This window comes from Clostridium sp. 19966, assembly GCF_032335695.1.
Classification (GTDB): domain Bacteria; phylum Bacillota; class Clostridia; order Clostridiales; family Clostridiaceae; genus JACTOJ01.
The window spans coordinates 135,466-153,686 of the sequence record NZ_JACTOJ010000001.1 but is presented as its reverse complement, the minus strand read 5'-3'; the positions used below and the strand labels follow the sequence as shown (position 1 = coordinate 153,686).

General features: G+C 30.4%; 18 protein-coding genes. 4 read left to right on the top strand and 14 right to left on the bottom strand.

Annotated elements, in window-relative coordinates:
• Positions 1–82 precede the first annotated feature (82 nt).
• The 12 genes from IAI10_RS00635 to IAI10_RS00580 all read right to left on the bottom strand — a co-directional run bounded on the left by IAI10_RS00635 (position 83) and on the right by IAI10_RS00580 (position 12,142).
• Positions 83–1,942 carry an LTA synthase family protein gene (locus tag IAI10_RS00635; protein ID WP_315671368.1) on the bottom strand — a complete coding sequence of 620 codons (1,860 nt, stop codon included), beginning with the start codon at positions 1,940–1,942 and terminating at the stop codon, positions 83–85.
• A 187-nt stretch (positions 1,943–2,129) separates the two neighbouring features.
• The gene (locus IAI10_RS00630) at positions 2,130–2,405 is read right to left on the bottom strand and encodes a FeoC-like transcriptional regulator (protein ID WP_315671367.1); all 276 of its coding nucleotides are present in this window, start codon (positions 2,403–2,405) and stop codon (positions 2,130–2,132) included.
• 88 nt (positions 2,406–2,493) lie between these two features.
• Positions 2,494–4,545: a ferrous iron transport protein B gene (feoB, locus tag IAI10_RS00625; protein WP_315671366.1), complete on the bottom strand. Its 2,052-nt coding sequence runs from the start codon at positions 4,543–4,545 to the stop codon at positions 2,494–2,496.
• Positions 4,546–4,615: 70 nt separating this feature from the next.
• The gene (locus tag IAI10_RS00620) at positions 4,616–4,846 is read right to left on the bottom strand and encodes a FeoA domain-containing protein (RefSeq protein WP_315671365.1); all 231 of its coding nucleotides are present in this window, start codon (positions 4,844–4,846) and stop codon (positions 4,616–4,618) included.
• A 30-nt stretch (positions 4,847–4,876) separates the two neighbouring features.
• Positions 4,877–5,116, bottom strand: coding sequence for a ferrous iron transport protein A (locus IAI10_RS00615; protein ID WP_315671364.1), 240 nt, complete (start codon positions 5,114–5,116; stop codon positions 4,877–4,879).
• Positions 5,117–5,288: 172 nt separating this feature from the next.
• Positions 5,289–5,918, bottom strand: a complete 630-nt coding sequence (locus tag IAI10_RS00610) for a class I SAM-dependent methyltransferase (RefSeq protein ID WP_315671363.1) — start codon at positions 5,916–5,918, stop codon at positions 5,289–5,291.
• Positions 5,919–5,945: 27 nt separating this feature from the next.
• Entirely contained in the window at positions 5,946–6,572 is a 627-nt protein-coding gene (locus IAI10_RS00605) for a DUF3793 family protein (protein WP_315671362.1), read from the bottom strand.
• 21 nt (positions 6,573–6,593) lie between these two features.
• Positions 6,594–6,962, bottom strand: a complete 369-nt coding sequence (locus IAI10_RS00600) for a flavodoxin domain-containing protein (protein WP_315671361.1) — start codon at positions 6,960–6,962, stop codon at positions 6,594–6,596.
• Between the two features lie 213 nt (positions 6,963–7,175).
• Positions 7,176–7,640 (bottom strand): chemotaxis protein CheX, encoded by a 465-nt coding sequence (locus IAI10_RS00595; protein ID WP_315671360.1) that lies wholly within the window; start codon positions 7,638–7,640, stop codon positions 7,176–7,178.
• On the bottom strand, positions 7,631–8,497 hold the full coding sequence (locus tag IAI10_RS00590) for a response regulator (RefSeq protein WP_315671359.1): 867 nt from the start codon (positions 8,495–8,497) through the stop codon (positions 7,631–7,633). Before IAI10_RS00590 ends, IAI10_RS00595 begins: the two co-directional genes overlap by 10 nt.
• 176 nt (positions 8,498–8,673) lie before the next feature.
• Positions 8,674–10,416, bottom strand: coding sequence for an ABC transporter ATP-binding protein (locus IAI10_RS00585; protein WP_315671358.1), 1,743 nt, complete (start codon positions 10,414–10,416; stop codon positions 8,674–8,676).
• Positions 10,406–12,142: an ABC transporter ATP-binding protein gene (locus tag IAI10_RS00580; RefSeq protein ID WP_315671357.1), complete on the bottom strand. Its 1,737-nt coding sequence runs from the start codon at positions 12,140–12,142 to the stop codon at positions 10,406–10,408. Before IAI10_RS00580 ends, IAI10_RS00585 begins: the two co-directional genes overlap by 11 nt.
• A gap of 129 nt (positions 12,143–12,271) precedes the next feature.
• Here IAI10_RS00580 and IAI10_RS00575 point away from each other — a divergent pair, with 129 nt between their 5' ends.
• Entirely contained in the window at positions 12,272–13,135 is an 864-nt protein-coding gene (locus tag IAI10_RS00575) for a LysR family transcriptional regulator (RefSeq protein ID WP_315671356.1), read from the top strand.
• Here IAI10_RS00575 and IAI10_RS00570 read toward each other — a convergent pair.
• Both IAI10_RS00570 and IAI10_RS00565 read right to left on the bottom strand, forming a co-directional pair.
• Positions 13,121–14,032 carry a chemotaxis protein gene (locus IAI10_RS00570; protein ID WP_315671355.1) on the bottom strand — a complete coding sequence of 304 codons (912 nt, stop codon included), beginning with the start codon at positions 14,030–14,032 and terminating at the stop codon, positions 13,121–13,123. The two genes, IAI10_RS00575 and IAI10_RS00570, sit on opposite strands and share 15 nt — an antisense overlap.
• A 135-nt stretch (positions 14,033–14,167) precedes the next feature.
• Positions 14,168–15,889, bottom strand: a complete 1,722-nt coding sequence (locus IAI10_RS00565) for a methyl-accepting chemotaxis protein (RefSeq protein ID WP_315671354.1) — start codon at positions 15,887–15,889, stop codon at positions 14,168–14,170.
• Between the two features lie 223 nt (positions 15,890–16,112).
• Here IAI10_RS00565 and IAI10_RS00560 point away from each other — a divergent pair, with 223 nt between their 5' ends.
• From IAI10_RS00560 to IAI10_RS00550, 3 genes are read left to right on the top strand one after another with little or no spacing between them, the layout of a single operon-like run.
• Positions 16,113–16,676 carry an accessory gene regulator B family protein gene (locus IAI10_RS00560; RefSeq protein WP_315671353.1) on the top strand — a complete coding sequence of 188 codons (564 nt, stop codon included), beginning with the start codon at positions 16,113–16,115 and terminating at the stop codon, positions 16,674–16,676.
• Positions 16,677–16,720: 44 nt separating this feature from the next.
• Entirely contained in the window at positions 16,721–16,849 is a 129-nt protein-coding gene (locus tag IAI10_RS00555) for a hypothetical protein (RefSeq protein ID WP_315671352.1), read from the top strand.
• A gap of 21 nt (positions 16,850–16,870) precedes the next feature.
• The gene (locus tag IAI10_RS00550; RefSeq protein WP_315671351.1) at positions 16,871–18,133 is read left to right on the top strand and encodes an ATP-binding protein; all 1,263 of its coding nucleotides are present in this window, start codon (positions 16,871–16,873) and stop codon (positions 18,131–18,133) included.
• Positions 18,134–18,221 lie beyond the last annotated feature (88 nt).

Sequence of the window (18,221 nt, the reverse complement as noted above, 5' to 3'; positions counted from 1 at the left end):
AAACAACAAATTTCCAATAATATTATATATTAAATTAAATTTAATATCAATATTATTGGAAATAAATAAAATTTTATGATGATTATTTATTATTTTTACTCCTGCTGAAATAATTGGTTTCGATAATTAAATCAGCTATGTCGAAAGATTTTTTTACATGCTCTATATCCTGCTGAGTTAAACTCTCTTCTCCCTTTATAGTTCCATTATTTAAAATAGCATAATTTTTATTAGTATTTAAAAGGTTTCTGCCCATGCTTGTATTTTCATATTTTTCTTTGTCGATTCCTAATAAATATGAAACTGTAGGCAATATATCAACCTCTCCCCCCATGGTTTTCTTCTCTTCTCCTTTAATATTTTTGTTGTATATTATAAATGGAACCTTAGTATCATCATCCCACCAGGATTGATATTCGCTTAGATTTGCTATTTTATCCTGATCATACTTATGAACCCCTGTATGGTCTCCATATATAACCACCATAGTGTTATCTGCCAATCCGCTTTCATTTAAAGACTTTATGAAATCACCTATAGCTTCATCTGTATAATGGATAGCATCGAAATATTTTCCCATGGCTGTTTCTCCGAAGTTATCAGTAAATTTAAGACTTTTCATATCATCACGCAGGTCAAATGGTTCATGACTTGTAACAGTGACTGTATAATAATAAAATGGCTGCTTTTCTTCTTTAACTGAGCTTATTACCTTACTTAAAAAGTCTTTATCTGTAACACCCATTCCGTATATGTCAGCACCTTTAAAACTATTTAATTCCATAGAATTGTCAAAGCCAAAGTTTTTAATTGCTGCAGAAACATTCCATATGGCTCCATCTGAAGCATGCATTGATTTTGTAACATAGCTTTCATTTTTGAGGATACCTGCTATGGTAGTATAGTCATTTTTAGGATATCTATAAAAAGTACTTCCTCTTCTTACTGGTAATACTGATGCATTTGCCATTAAATCAGCATCTCCACTGTTTCCATTGTTCACCTGCTCATAAAAATTAGAAAAATATAAACTATTGCTTAAAAGCTTATTTAGATTAGGAGTAATCTCTTGACCATTATATTTTTGATTTATAACAAAATTCTCTAGAGATTCTACTTGAAGAAATATAACATTTTTCCCCTTCATCATGCCTGCATAGCTGTTATCTGGAAGATTTTCATTCTTATAGCTTATCCAATCATCTATGCTTTGTTTATCTTTGCTGTTTAAACTATGAAGCATAGTATCTCTTACATATAAAATTCCGTCATAAAAATGGTATCCTATAGGGGTTAGGTTTTGCATAGTAGAATATGGAATATACTGAGTTTTAAATAAAACTGGTCCAGCATAGTCATCTCCATGACTATCATATTTCATATGCATACCAAATATAATTATGGAAGGAATAGTAAATGATATCAAAAATCCTTTTATACTCCTATTGTTTATTTTATTTGTTTTAAAAATAATAATCATTATTAATAAAAATAATACATCTTCTACAATAAACACGCTGTCTATAGGACGTGCCATAGATAAAACTATTTTGTTAAAGTTTCCTAAATTCCCCGTCTCTCCTAAGGAATGAATACTTAAAAAATCACTAAATCCTCTATAATACCAAAGATCTCCTATTATGAGTATTGAATATAATAAATTAAATATTGAAAGTATAATAAACCTACCTCTGGAGAATAAGTAAGAAAAGCTAACAATTATCATAGAAAATAAAATCACTAACAGAGTCTTATATTGAAAAACCTGATATGAATTGAAAATATATTTGGATGCACCATCACTCCCAATGGTTCCCATGAACAAAATAGACTGGATTAATATAGATACTATAGTAATTATAGAAAAAGCATTGCCTTTTATTGACAGTAGAATGCTTTCTTGAGGTACTATTGACAGATTTTTTTTCAATGCTAGTTTCAAAAATTATCACCTCTTAGTCTACTGAATGATTAAATAACACAGAAATATGTTATTATTCTTTTATGAAGTCTGTATGTCAATATTATTAATAAAATATTAATAAAAATAAAGTTATGATTTAAATTATTATAGACATCTACAAAAATTTAAACCATAACCATATATCAATATAAATTATATTAATTTTTTACATTGATTGCAATGCATTTTTTCCTTTTTGAGTTAAAATCCACATTCCTATCTGTATATTACTTGAGGAGCAGCAACTTGCTTTCTTCTTAGGAGAGCATCCGCTGCAGGAGCAAGCTGCCCCTCCTTTTTCTTCTTTTTCAATATAGCCCATATGCTGTAATTGAATTATCATATGCTCAACTAAACCCTCATCAATATTAAGCTCCTCTGCAATAGCATGATTTGAATATCTTTCCCCAGAGAATAGTTTTTTAAGCACCTTCATAAGCATATTAATCACCCTTTCAAAATTTTTCAATTAAGATTATATATTTGTTTATCATAATTTCTTACATAAATGTTTTTTAAAACTCTGACATTTAGTTAAACCCCATCAGCCTTCCAAGTTGATATACTATGACAGCAGCAACCCACGCTATAACGCAAGTATAAATGACTGCATAAGTAGCAATCTTACCAGAATTGGTTTCTCTTCTTATTGCTGCTATAGTAGCGACACAAGGAACATATAAAAGAGTCATTACCATGAAAGACAATGCAGAAAGAGGCGTAAATGCTGAATGTATTGCTGCTATAAGCTTAGGTCCTTCCTCAACACCATATATAGTTCCCATGGTTCCAACTACAGCCTCTTTTGCTGCAAAGCCTGCTAATAATGATGCCGCAGCCTGCCAGTTAGCAAATCCAGCAAGAGCAAATATAGGTGCTACAAAGGAGCCAATTATTCCTATTAAGCTGTCTCTGCTTCCATAGTCAACTCCGAGAGGAAAGGTAGAAAGTACCCATATCACTACAACTACTGATAATATTATTGTAAAACATTTTTTAACATATGCTGCAGATTTTTCCCACATATGAATCAATATTCCTTTTAAAGTTGGAATTCTATATGGAGGAAGTTCCATAATAAAGTATGAGTCTTCTCCTTTAAAAACCTTACTGCTTAAAAACTTTCCTACCAAAATGGCCACTACTATGCCTAGAACATATAATGCAAATATTATGATACCACCTAAGCTTAAGAAACCAAGTTTTTTATTTCCAAAGAATGCTGTTATAAATACTGCATAAACTGTCGATCTAGCTGTACAAGACATAAATGGAGCTATAAGAATTGCTATCATCCTGTCTTTTTTACTTTCAAGAGTTCTAGTAGACATTATTCCTGCCACATTGCAGCCTGTGCCTATTATCATAGAAACAGCTGTTTTACCATGCAATCCTATAGAGTTCATGAACTTATCCATTACATAAGCAGCTCTAGCCATATAGCCTGTATCTTCCAATATAGATATCAAAAAGTACATTAAAAATATCATAGGTGCAAAAACTAATACAGCTCCTACGCCGCTTATAAGTCCATTAGTGATGAAAGATGTCAATATATCTGGTGCTCCTATACTTTTTAAAGAATCACCTGCCCAACTGCCCAAAGTCGAAAACGCATCATTTACATATCCATTTAATATACCATTTCCCAAAACTATGGTTACCTGATACATCAAAAACATTATAATGGCAAATATAGGTATTCCAAGCCATTTATTAGTTACAATTTTATCAATCTTATCTGAAGCAGTTTCCTTTCTTTCCTGTTTTCCTTTTTTTACGCTATGCTTTACTAAATCTCCAATAATTTCATAACGCTTATCTATTATATAAGCATCCGGATCATATCCTAAGGAAGCTGTCAAACTTTCCACACTTTGCTGAATATTTCCCCTTATGCTTTCACTTATGCCTTTTTCTCCTATGTATTTGTTTATATATTCATCATTTTCAATAAGCTTTATAGCAGTCCAAGCAGAAGGATAGTCCAACTTTGCTCCGCTGTTTGCTATAGCGTTTTCTATAACTTTTACTTCATTTTTAATTTCTTTACCATAATCTATATCATAGCTTTTATGCTCTTTATTTTGTCCAAATTTCACTGCTTCATCCACTAATTCCTTTAATCCTATGCCCTTTGTGGCGATAGTAAGAACCACCGGTATATTAAGAAGCTCTGAAAGCTTTTTCACTTCAATTTCAATGTTCTTATTTTTTGCCTCATCCATCATATTAAGAGCTAGTACAACTTTTGCACCAGTTTCAAGGATTTGCATAGTCAAATAAAGATTTCTCTCGATATTAGTTGAATCCACAACATTTATAACCACATCGGGGTTATCCTTTAAGATAAAGTCTCTAGCAACTACTTCATCTTCAGAATAGGCTCCAAGGCTGTAAGTTCCAGGTAAATCCACTACAGTAATATTTTTGTTTCCAGATTTCATCTTGCCTTCTTTTTTCTCTACAGTTACTCCAGGCCAATTTCCTACATGCTGCTTAGATCCTGTAAGTGCATTAAATAAGCTAGTCTTACCGCAATTAGGATTTCCAGCTAGTGCTATTATTAAATCATTATTCATCTCATACCTCCAAAAATAAACTTGAATATGCCATAAAGCCTCTATACTTCATATACCCTTAAATTAACAATTATAATTCCTGTACTAATACTTTTTGAGCCATTCCTCTTGCCAGTACTAGCCTTGACTCTCCAAGTTTAATGATTATGGATCCTGAATCATTTTTCACCATTTCAATTACTGCACCTTTATTTACTCCCATTTCCATTAGTTTTTTGCACATATTTTCTCCACCACATACTGTATCTACAGTTGCTTGTCTTCCAGTATCAATAACATTTAATGGTATTCCTCTGCTCATATTGATTCCTCCTAAAAATATTGAATGCTTCTATACTTGTACTTCTACTTTAACCTCTTTAGCTTCATTTTTTCTAAGACTAAGATTGTATCCTCTAAGGCTTATCTGTATAGGATCTCCTAGCGGTGCTTTTCCTTCCACAGTTATTTCTGTACCTCTAACAATCCCCATATCCATGATTCTTCTTCTTATTCTGCTATCAGTAGCTATACTAACCACCTTTGCTTTTGAATTAATCTCCAACTCATCTAATCCCATTATCTTATTCATGACACTCCTCCTCAATTGATATCAATTCTCAATTTCACAAATTAAGTTTAATCCTTTCCCTGCATATTGTCAATAGAATATACAGTTTATTTTGATATTTTTTTAACATATAGCGAACCGAATCTTTTTTGTATTGCATAAAAAAACGGAGCGTAATGCTCCGCCTTCTTATCTACTTATTTGAAATGTAACTTATCCAATTTTTATTCTCAACTGTATTGTAATTAACAGAACTAAATCCTGCCTCTATTAAAAGCTGTTTAAGTTCTTCAGGAGAGAAAATTTTCATATCACTTTCTTGGATAAATTTATCATTACGTTCTTTAAACTTATCATCCTTATAAATTTCATTTATAAGGAGAAATTTCCCGCCTTCATTTAATGTTCTATGTACTTCTTTAAAGCTGCTAAACAAATCCGGCCAAAAATATACAGTTTCTATTGCTGTAATTAGATTAAATTTATTATCTTCAAAAGGAATTTTGTTTGCATCTCCATTAATAATCTCAACTCTGCCTAATTTGATTAATTCCTCATTATATTCTCTAGACCATTTTACACAATCCATAGAATAATCCATGCCAATTATTTTTGCATGCTCATATATATGTGCTAGCCTATTAACTGTTCTTCCGCCTCCGCACCCTATATCAAGAGCTTCTCTTACTTCTATCTGTCCTAAACTATTAATACCCCAGCTGGTAAGTTCAAAATGACTATTATTCATGTCCTCCACTACAAGCTTTCCTGAATCACCTGTTGGTTTTTTACATTGGTTTAATCTTCTTGCTAATTCAGACAATATAACACCTTCTTGTATAATTCATAATTATTTATAGCATTTTCTCTCTAAAATATCTATAGCATTAGGAAGAGGAGTATCATTTTTTAATAAATTCACTAAGTTACACTTGCATCTATTATAGCTGTCAAAAATTCCAATAGCCTTCTCAACATTTTCATAGATCTTCCAATAACCACAATATATATACTTGTCTCCACTGCATTCTATGAATCCTTCAACATCTCCCAAGGGTATTCCTAAAAATATTCCCATTTCATGAGGACATACATGAAAAAAGAATCTTGATTTCAAATGCATTAAATGGCTTTCCACAGACATATCACTGCTGTAACCAAACTTATATAAAAATTCTTTATTACTAGCTTTAAAAATAGTTTCTTTCAGCATATCTTCGTTATAGAAAATAATCACAATTTTTTCCTGCGTGTGTTGGAGGTTAAATATTTTTAAGCTTATATTTTCCATATACTCATCTCCATAATTTTGCCACAAAGTATACATTTGCTTATAATTATTAGAGATTGTTATTATGGAGACTGGTTTATATCCAGCTATAGTTGGTGAAATACAATATGTTATAAACCTCATCATGAATTCTTTTTCGTTCGCTATATTCATAACATATTGAATATCATCAATATCAGCCTTCATTATTCTTTCCTCCATTTTTAGCTAGAAATTTTCAACAAGCTTTTCCCCAAATTCTCTGCATTCATCTTCAGTTTCAACCTCTGGTGCATTTTGAACCATAAGTCCATCTCCCCACCCATAGGAACCAAAGAGTGCTACTTTTTTTCCATTTACTAAAGTCGAGATGCTTTCTACAAATGGTTCCATTTCGCTTTCTTCTATGACTTCATCACCCATAGCTGGTGAACCTAATACTAAAACATCGGTTTCTTTAATTTTATCCAAGGTTGCATCTGAAACATTAAGCAAATCAACTTTTGCACCTTTCGCCTCCGCACCTTCAGAAATCAATTTAGCCATAGCTTCAGTGTTTCCAGAAGCAGACCAATAAATTACAGTAATTTTATCCATATAGACCCTCCTTATTAATAACGATTTTCATTATCATATTATGCTTTTGAGGATTTCTTGTCAATATTATTAGAAAGTTTATATTTTATTTATATGGAATTTTAGTTTTAAAGAACCAAAAATATATCGTCGTCAGCATAAAAGTAATGTTACTTAAAAATAAAGTCAAAAAATAAAAAAATACTACGTGATTAGCATAGTATTTTCTAATGTTTATTTTGCATTTTCTAATGATATATTAACTTCAAAGGGCAGTCCTTCCACTAGCATTTCAATACAAATTACTTTATCTACACTTGCATTGGCGGTAAAATCTCCATATACCAAAGTAGGTGTAGATATATCTATATTTATGCCATCTTCAGCTAGAAGAGTTGCCGCATTAGCTGTAAGCATATTTGTAAGTTCAGAAATAGCGCTTTGTGCCATTTCATCAAGTTCTAATACAGGCATCCCCATCATCATTTTAGAAGCTATTGCTTTTGCTCCATCCATGTTTGTGGTATATATAATATTTCCTTTTATATCTCCAATAACTCCAAGTATTATTATAACTCCGGTACTTTCTATTTCTTTTCCTTTTATATCAACTTTATTCTTTTTTATATCATTTAACCCTAATTGCGGCAAGACGTTCAAAAATGAATTTAGAAAGGGATTTATATATTTTATATCCATTCTGACACCCCTTTCTTAAAGCCAACATTAATATAAACATCGCCAAAATCTGTTTTTGCCTTAGTTGTAAATATATTATCTAAATTAGACTTAGAAACATTAATAGCTTCGCCATGAAATACAGTAGGAGGTGCTACTCTTAATCCAAATAGTTTATTTTTTCTATTGATTATAGAGCAGGCATTTCCAGTGGCTATATTAGTGAATTCGCTCATTGCATAGATAACTTCATCATCATTCTTAGGTGCTCTTTTTATTACTGATAAAGTTATCTTTCTAGCCGTTTCTAAGGACATATCAAATATTACTCTTCCAGAATATCTTCCTATTATACCTACAGTCACAGCTAATCCCAATGATCGCCATTCAATATTTTCGTAGTTTTCTTCCTGAAATTTGGGAACGCTCTTAAGCATTTTATTAAATATATCTAAATAAGCTTCTTTAAAAGCTTTATGATATAAGTCTTCCAACTCGTCAAATAGTTCATCATCTGACATTGTTCTATTTATTGTAAGAGTTAGCTCTTCAGCTTCTACAGGTTTTTGCAAATATGCTGATACATTTGCTTTTCTAGCTTTTCTTACAATTTCTTCATCCATCATTGAGCTTACAACAATAACCTTTATACTAGGATTAATTTTATGAATTGCCTTAGTACATTCAATTCCATCCGTTCCAGGTAAGGTCATATCCATAGTTACTACATCTGGATTTTCTCTTGTTACAACTTCTATAGCCTCAGCTAATGAACTTGCGTCACCTACGACTTCAAAGTTATTTTGAATGAGCATATCCTTCAAAAGCATTATTGAAAATGGAGAATCATCTACAACAACTACCTTTATCTTCTTCATTTAGCCACCAACCTCCATTACTGTATTTGTAATTATTTCTATTGTATAATAATTCTAAATTTTTTTCAATGTAAATTTATTTTATATAATAAATTTCCCTTATTCTTTTAACATATATTGTATTAAATTTCGAATTTTGGAGTATATTGATGATTTTTATGTTTTTTAATCTAAAACTAAATTAAAGAGCTTTCAAATTGACTTTTATAAAGCTTCTGATAAAAGCCATTATTTTCTATTAATTTTGTATGATTTCCTTGCTCTACTATTTTGCCCTCGTTAAGTACCAGAATAAGATCTGCATCCCTTATAGTTGATAATCTATGGGCTATTATAAATGAAGTACGTCCTTTCATCATAGCTAAAAATGCTTTCTGTATATTTATTTCTGTAAGCGTGTCAATACTACTAGTAGCTTCATCTAATATAAGCATTGGCGGGTTCATAAGCATAACTCTAGCTATTGTAAGCAATTGCCTCTGCCCTTGAGAAAGGTTTTCCCCACCTTCTGTTATCATAGTATCGTATCCATTAGGAAGCCTTTTTATAAAATTATGTGCAAAAGATTTCTTGGCAGCCTCTTTTATTTCCTCCATGGTTGCATTTCTTTTTCCATAAGCTATGTTTTCTTTTATCGTCCCTTCGAAAAGCCAAGTATCTTGAAGAACCATGCCAAAAGAATTTCTTAAGCTGTCTTTCTTTAATTCCGTTATATCCTTACCATCAATTGTTATTTTACCTGAATTTAGTTCGTAAAATCTCATAATAAGATTAACTAATGTAGTTTTTCCAGCACCAGTAGGTCCGACAATAGCTATAGTTTCTCCAGAATTTATATTTGCGCTAAAGTTTTGTATTAAAGGTTTCTCTTTCTTATAAGAAAAATATACATCTTGGAAGCTTATATTTCCCTGGCAATTTTCTAAATTTTGTGCATTATTTACTTCTGGTTTTTCAGACAGTTCATCTAGTACATCAAATATTCTTTGAGCTGCTGCGAAGGCTGCTTGTAGTTGAGTTATTACACTAGTTATATTATTTATAGGCTGTGAAAACTGAGTAGAATAAGTTAAGAAACTAGATATTTTTCCTACAGTAAGTTTCCCATAGACAGCCATAACTCCACCAAAAATACATATAGCTATGTATGAAACATTATTTACGAATCTAGTTGATGGATTTGTCAAAGAAGAATAAAATTGTGCTTTTCTGCCCGCTCCATACAATTTTTTATTGATTTTTTCAAAGCCTTCAAATGATTTCTTTTCATGAGCAAAAGCCTTGATTACCTTTACCCCTCCAACCATTTCTTCTACATATCCATTTAGCTCTCCTAATATATTTTGCTGTTGCTTAAAAAATTTATTGGAATTTTTAGTTATGAAGGAAGCAATAAAAAAGCAAACAGGTGCCATTATAATTATTACAATAGTTGTAATAGGGCTCAAAATCAGCATAAATACTACAGAACCAATCATTAAAACTATACCTGAAAAAAGCTGAGTAACTATTTGTGCCATCCCATCCGACACTGTATCCATATCATTGGTAAATCTACTTATAATATCTCCATGGGAATTAGTATCATAATACCTCAAAGGCAGAGAGCTTATTTTATTAAAAACCTGACTTCTAATGCTTCTGATAGTGTTATATACAACGCTATTTGTTACTATGGAAATCAGCCACTGAAAAACAGAACTAATAATATAACAGCCAAGCAGCAATATTATAATCTGCAGCAAAGAATTGAATTTAACTATTCCTTTACCAGCTATTTTATCTATAGCTCTTCCTACCAGCCAAGGCGATATTACTATCATAATATTACTTATTAATGCAAAAAATATTATCAAAAAAACTCTAAATTTATATTTATTTATATAGTTTATTAACCTTTTTAAAGTTTTATTTTCCATCATTCTCCTCCTTTTGCTGTGAATCATATATTTCCTTGTATGTAATGCAATTGAGAAGAAGTTCTTCGTGTGTTCCAATTCCAACTAATTCTCCATCATCTATGACAACTATTTTATCTGCATCTTTTATAGTGCTGATCCTTTGAGCAGAAACTATTAATGTTGAATTTCCTAAATTATTAAATAAAGCTTTTCTAAGTGCCGCATCTGTAGCATAATCTAAAGCGCTAAAACTATCGTCCAGAATTAAAACATCAGGTTTTTTTACAAGGGCTCGTGCTATTGACAATCTTTGTTTTTGGCCACCAGAAAAATTAACTCCACCCTGCGATATTTTTGTCTCATACTTTTCTGGAAGGGCTTCTATAAATTCTTTAATCTGGGCAATAGACGCAGCATTCTGTATATCCTCTATGGATGCTTCCTCTTTTCCCCACCTTATGTTTTCTTCTATACTACCAGAGAAAAGTGTTGCTTTTTGCTGAACAATACCAAATATATTTCTTAATGAATCTAAATCATAATCTTTGACATTTTTACCTCTTACTAGTATCTCTCCCTCAGAAGTATCATAAAATCTAGGAATTATATTAAGCAAAGTAGTTTTTCCTGAGCCTGTCCCTCCTATTATTCCGATAACACTTCCAGCATCGATGCTCATAGAAATGTTTTTTAAAGCATACTCTTTAGTTCCAGCATAGCTGAAACTTACATTTTTAAGTTCTAAAACTGGAGTTTCTGTTACTTTATCCTGATTATTAAGCCTAAAATCACTTTTTATAGAAACTTCAGCATCTAAGATTTCATTTATACGTGAAGCTGATACCGCTGCTTTTGTAAAGGTAACTACCAAACCAGCAACTACTATAAGAGCTGTTATTATTAGAGTTATGTAATTTACATAAGCTATTACTTGTCCCTGTGTCATGTGCCCTAAGTTAACCCTTACTCCTCCAAACCACAAAATAAATAGTATAGCTGTGTTTGTAATCATACTGGTTATAGGATTAATTAAAGCTGATATATTATTGACTCTTATGGCTGTGTTTACTAAATCATCATTTGCATTATGAAATCTCTCTTTTTCATACTCTGTATTAGAAAAGGCTCTTATTACTCTTATTCCGGACAAATTTTCTCTTAAAACCTTAGCTAATTTATCCAGTCTTTTTTGTACGTTCTTATATAATGGTACAGATTTAATCATTATTAAAGCTAATGCAATAGTAAATAAAGGTAATACTACGATAATTATAATTGAAAGCTTAACATCTAAAATCATCGCCATTATAACTCCGCCAACGCATAAAAACGGTGCTCTGATAACTAATCTTATAAGCATAGCCACGGCTACTTGAAGCTGATTAATATCGTTAGTTATCCTATTAGTTAAAGATGCAGTACCAAATTTATCTATGTCTTCATAAGAAAAAGTAAGTATTTTTTCAAATACAGTATTTCTAAGCAATGTTCCAAAGCCCTGCGAAACTATTGCTGCATTATACTGACATATGAATGAGGATATGACTCCAAGTACAGCCATAGTAAGCATTAAGGCTCCAATTTTCAAAATATATCCGGTATCGTTATTCCTCACTCCTTTATCTATTATTAATGTCATTAATGTAGGAATAAGTAGTTCAAAAATTGCCTCTAGCAATTTAAAAATTGGTCCTATAGTTGCCTGCTTTCGATAGGGCCTTAAAAATTTTATTAACTTAAACATATGAATCCTCCATTTTATATTGAATAATATATAATTTTCGTTTACCATTATATCAGATATAATCCCATACAAAAAATACTTATTCTATATCTGTCTAATACAAAAATTGTATGGATGTGGAGGAATTATATGGATATAAAACAATTAAAGTACTTTTATACTATAGCTGAAGAAGGTCAAATTACTAGCGCTGCTAAAAAGCTAAACATAGCTCAACCTCCATTAAGCTATCAGCTGAAAATGCTGGAAGAAGAATTAGGAGTTAAACTTATAGAGAGAGGCAGCAGAAGAATACGTCTAACTGATGCTGGACATCTGCTTAGGCATAGGGCAGAACAAATTTTAGAGCTTGCTGATACAGCCACAAAGGAATTGAAAGATTTCAGTGCTGGCATACAGGGTACATTATCCATAGGAACAGTTTCTTCTTCTGGTGCTGCAATATTAACAGATAAATTTAAAGCTTTTCAAAATAAATATCCCTTAGTAAAATTTGAATTGCATGAAGGAAATACTTTTAAGATATTAGAAATATTAAGCAGAGGATTAATAGAAATAGGTATTGTAAGGACCCCTTTTAATTTTTCTGGTATTGAATCAAAAGCCCTACCTTTAGAGCCTATGGTAGCGGCTATGACAAAAGATATGCAATTAGATGACACTTCAGATTTTATAACAATAAAAGAATTAGCCTCCAAACCTCTTATAATATATAGAAGATTTGAAAAGCTAATTCTTCAATGCTTTGAAAAGCAAGAATTATTTCCAAATATATTTTGTATAAATGATGATGCCAGAACTACTCTCTTATGGGCAAAAACTGGACTTGGAATAGCTATAGTGCCTGAATCTGCAATAAAGCTCATCGGCGACTATGCTGATTTCAAAATCAAACCAATAAATGAATCAACATTAATGACTCAAATACTAGTTATTTGGATGAAAGATAGATATCTATCAAATTCCGCTAAACATTTTCTAGAGATTTTTTGATTCTATGAGTTTATCAACTACATCAATAAGTTCTCCTATTTCTGGCTTGCTAAGCTGGGCATCAGCTCCAACGGATTCTCCTTTATGCTTTAGGTCATCTGTGATCAAGGATGAGAATATAATCACTGGAAGATTTCTCAATACAGGGTCTTCCTTTATCTTTCTTGTCAATGTGTGTCCATCCATCACAGGCATTTCTATATCTGTAATTATTACGTCTACATCTTCATGTAATTTATCGCCCTTACTTGCTTCTATTCCTTTAAGATAAGTCAGCAATTGACTTCCATCGTCAAAGGTAATTATGTTTTTAAAGCCGGCTTTTGTTAATGTATCCCTTAATAGCCTTCTTATTAGCGGAGAATCATCAGCTAAAAGTAAATGTATATTACTTCTATCCCTGTACTCAACATTTACTATCCTATCTTCACTAATACCAGTTTTAGGACTTATATCTGTAACAATTTTTTCAAAATCCAACATTAAGATTATGTTATCTCCTGAGATTATATTGCCAATAACCAAAGAATTCTCAGTTATTGCATCTGGTTTGAGAATTTCATCCCACCTGATTCTATGAACACCCACAATATAGTCTATATTAAATGCAACCTTAATCTTATTAAATTCGCAAACTATTATTTTCTTCCAATTTTTAATTTTTTCTTCACCAAGAACTACATATTTTAAATCTACTAAAGTTATAATTTCTTGCCTGCAAAGTATAAGTCCAGCTATTGCGGGATTTGTCTCTGGAATAGGAGTTATGTTACCATTTTCTACTTCAAGTACTTCTCTAACTTTAATTACATTTATGGCATAGTGTTTGTTTCCGATAACAAACTCTAATATTTCAAGTTCTCCAGTACCAGATTCTAATAATATATCACTTTTCAAAAAATCCCCTCCTTTTATTTAATTCTCGTATGTAATTATATGATACTTTATAATGTATATAGTTATTTTATAAATATATATACCATTATATTATATTTTTACTTTTTACAACAATTAATGATTTCTTATTTCAGGTTATTTTTTCAGTTTAAACTTTTGCACGCTACTATTTAATCTTTGAGCAAGCTCCACTTGACTCTTAGATGATTGCGCCACATTGCTCACTGCTTTTACAATTTCGCTTATACTCATAAGTATCTTTTCAGAACCTTTAGCAGATTTTTCTGCTGTACATGCAACATTATTAATAGCTTCATTAACTTGCTCAGCTATTTCTTTGGCATGCTTAGCTGAAACAGAAGTATCATTAGACATATCATTTATAAGTTCTGCATCCTTTTCATAATTTATTCCTGCTTCCATAAGTAAGCTATAGCTTGGTTTAACATTATTCACTATATAATTTAATATATCTTGTCCGCTTTCAGACAGAGAACCTATTGCATTTTCAATTTTTAACATCATATTTTGTATTTCTATTACTACTCCAGAAGACTTTTCTGCCAATTTTCTTATCTCATCTGATACAACTGCAAATCCCTTGCCATTTTCTCCAGCCCTTGCTGCTTCTATAGCTGCATTAAGTGCTAATAAATTAGTTTGACTTGCTATGCTTCCTATAGATTCTGTCATTACTTTAACATTCTTTACAACTTTCCCATCATTTATAGCCTTAACTATATTGACTTTTTTTTCTTCATAAATGCCATTGCCTTCTTCAATGCTTTCATTAGCTTGACTCTTTATAAGTGCAGCTCTTTCATTTATTTTTATTGAAGCTTTTCTTGAATCTTCCACCTGATTAGATAATTCGAATGTATTAGCATTAAGTTCTTGAATAGCAGCATTAATTGCTTCAGTAATAGAATTAAGTTCCTGAGCTCCTTTTGAAATCTGTTCTGCAGATTTATCAGTCATTTCTATCATTGAGGATATTTTCTCTGTATTTGCAGACAATTCTTCGCTTGATGAAGTAATGCTATCAGAACAACTTACAATTTCTTCTATAAGCATCTTTATTTTTTCAACTGCTTTATTCATCGCACTAGCTACCATACCTATTTCATCATTGTTAGTGTTTATTATATTTTCAGTCAAATCACCATTTCCTATAGACTCTGCCAAAAACATAATCTTTTTTAAATTTTTAGAGATCATAGAAGCCATGGCAAGTCCAAGTAAAATAGCTGTAAGCACTCCAAATATTATAATTCCTATTATTAAGTAAAAAGATATGTTATAAGAAGAATAATTTTGTTTTACTGTATCTCCAGTTTGATTGTCATTTATCTCAAATTCTTTGTTTAAATCATAGGATATATTAACCATTTCATCAGATACATTAGAAAATTCAACCTTTATCTTATCGTATTCATTCGCATCCACATATTTAATTATAGTATCATATTTATTTTTATAAGCTTTGACATTGTTAATCAAATCTTTAATAATAGGTTTTTCATGCTCAGATAAAAGATCTTTATTATAGTTATTAATTAGCATGTCATTATTATTTTCAAGCTGTCTTATTTGTTTTTCAATATCAGAATTTTGATTATTTATATTATTTTGATATGCTATTTTAAGAACATTATACTGAATATCATCTATGTTTTTTTGTATCTGAGATATTATCTTAATAGAATTAAAGTTATACTTATGTATTTTATCTCCATTGTCATACACTGATCTAATATTTATAATCCCTATCACTCCTACAATTCCTATAAGAAATGCCGTAATAAGAAATGTTATTACTAGCTTAGGAGCCATCCTTAAATTTTTGAAATGCTTCATAATCTAATCCTCCACTCTCACATTTTGTAACTGTTTTCAGTATATCATATTTTTGTGCAACCGTATGCATAAAATGTAAAAAAATTTATCGTTCAGATTAAATTATTTGTTGAGGTTAATATTATAAATTACTTTCTTGAAGTATTTAGCTAATAATTTGAATTTTGAGTAAATTAATGTTATTCTATAATAGTATTGTAATATTTTTTTAAGGGATGAAAATATGCTGAGAAACTTTTTTAAATCTACTGCTCATAATATGTCTATTGCAAATGGATATACAAAAGCTGAAGAAGAACAAATCCAATACACAATTTCTTTACTATTCTTTGAAACTCTTAAATTAATTTTGCTGTTATTTGTTTTCTCTATAATAGGTTATTTTAAGCTTTCTCTTATTGCTATATGTACAATGAGCTTAATAAAACCTTTTATTGGCGGTTACCATGAAGATTCTCAGATAAAATGTATTATTAGTACTTTCATAATGCTATCTAGCATTTTATTTCTTACTCTGCACGTTAGTTTTGACATAGGAAGTACTATAATAATAAATGTAAGCAGTGTATTTTCGATATATCATACTGCTCCAGTAATAAATCCTAAAATGCCTCTTACCCAAAAAGATTTAATAAGGCGTAATAGAATAATTGGAATTTTATTTACTTCTATGCTGTCCTTGTTATCCATTATTCTATTCAAATTTACCATTTTCTCCAATTGTGTTATGTGGACAATCCTTTTTCACGCCTTATTAATGTTCAATAAGCATAAACCTAAGAAATAAAACATGGATCTTTTATTTTAATTGTAATATTGGAGGTGATACATATGAAAGTATATAAAAAACTCGGAAAATTTTTTATGTTTTTAACTTCTATAATAATTACAGTCAGTACAACTTCCGCTCTCACTGTTGGCGTTGAAGATATGCCAGAGTCAATAAAAAAACTTAGATAATGGAGGCTTCTGAGGAATTTTATGATTATTACTATTGCAGATACATTAAATACACTGCTTCAATCCATACTTTTCGTATACATAGCTAACTGCTGCGTAAGTAAAAAGTATAGAATCAACAAATTTATATTGATTTTAACAATAGTTTTGCTTTTATGCGGAATGACATTATTAACTCCGCTGCTAGGCAACCTATCTATAAACATAATTATTGTTCATGTATTTATCTTATCTGTTCTATGTCTAGTATATAGAAATGATATTTCAAGTGCATTAATAGCCTTTACGTTGATATATATTTCAGTAGGAATTAATGTTTTAATTTTTGGAAATATATTTTTTAGATATTTTCAAAATTTATTTTCATCTAAATATACTGAAATACTCATGGTTAGCGTTATCTACATACCTCAATTTATTGTATTTATTCTAATCATATATTTTAGATCATTTATTGTAAACATTTCTCATTCTATAAGAATTTCAAAATATCCTATTGCCATGATTCTTATAGCCAGCTTCACTATGGATTTTATGGTTTCCTTTTATTCCATATCATTTTCAGATCATAATTATATTTCTAAAAATATAATTATTTGCGGTGCATTTATATTTTTTATTATGAGTATCATATATTTTGCTAAAATTCAGGCGAAATCTATAGAAATATCTAATTTAAATACTTCTTTAGATTACAAGGTTACAGAGCTTAGAAAGATTAAGCATGATTTTGGAACCCAAATTTCATATTTATATGGTTTATATCTTATGAATAGATTTGACGATTTAGGAAAATCTCTAAAAGCTATAATAGACGATACCAGCAACGTTCCCAGCGGAAGTCAAGTATACCAAGCTGAAATAAAAAATAGCTTTTTTACTTCAATCATTAAAGACATTACAAGCTCTGGCATCAATGCAATTTTAAATGAGGATGGAGATTTATCGCTGATTGAAATTCCAGAATATGAATTACATAGAATAATTTCCAACATAATAAGTAATGCTGTTAATGCCATGAATGGAAAAGGAATTATAATAATAAAAACTTACACTTCATTAAAAAATTTAACTATTAAAATTCAGAATAATGGTCCTATGATTCCAGAGAAAAATATAAATAGAATATTTGAGGTCGGATATACTACTAAAGAAAACAAGAACGGAGATCATGGTTTTGGACTCAGTATAGTCAAGGACTTAGTAGAAAAATATGGAGGTTCTATTTCAGTAAAAAGCACTAAAGAAAACACCGAATTCAAACTAGTTTTTCCTCTAAAATAATATTTAATTTTTTATTTAACAATCCAATTTTAAGTGTTATAATACTTATTAGATTATTAATTTTTTAATGTTTTAGAATGTGTAAAGG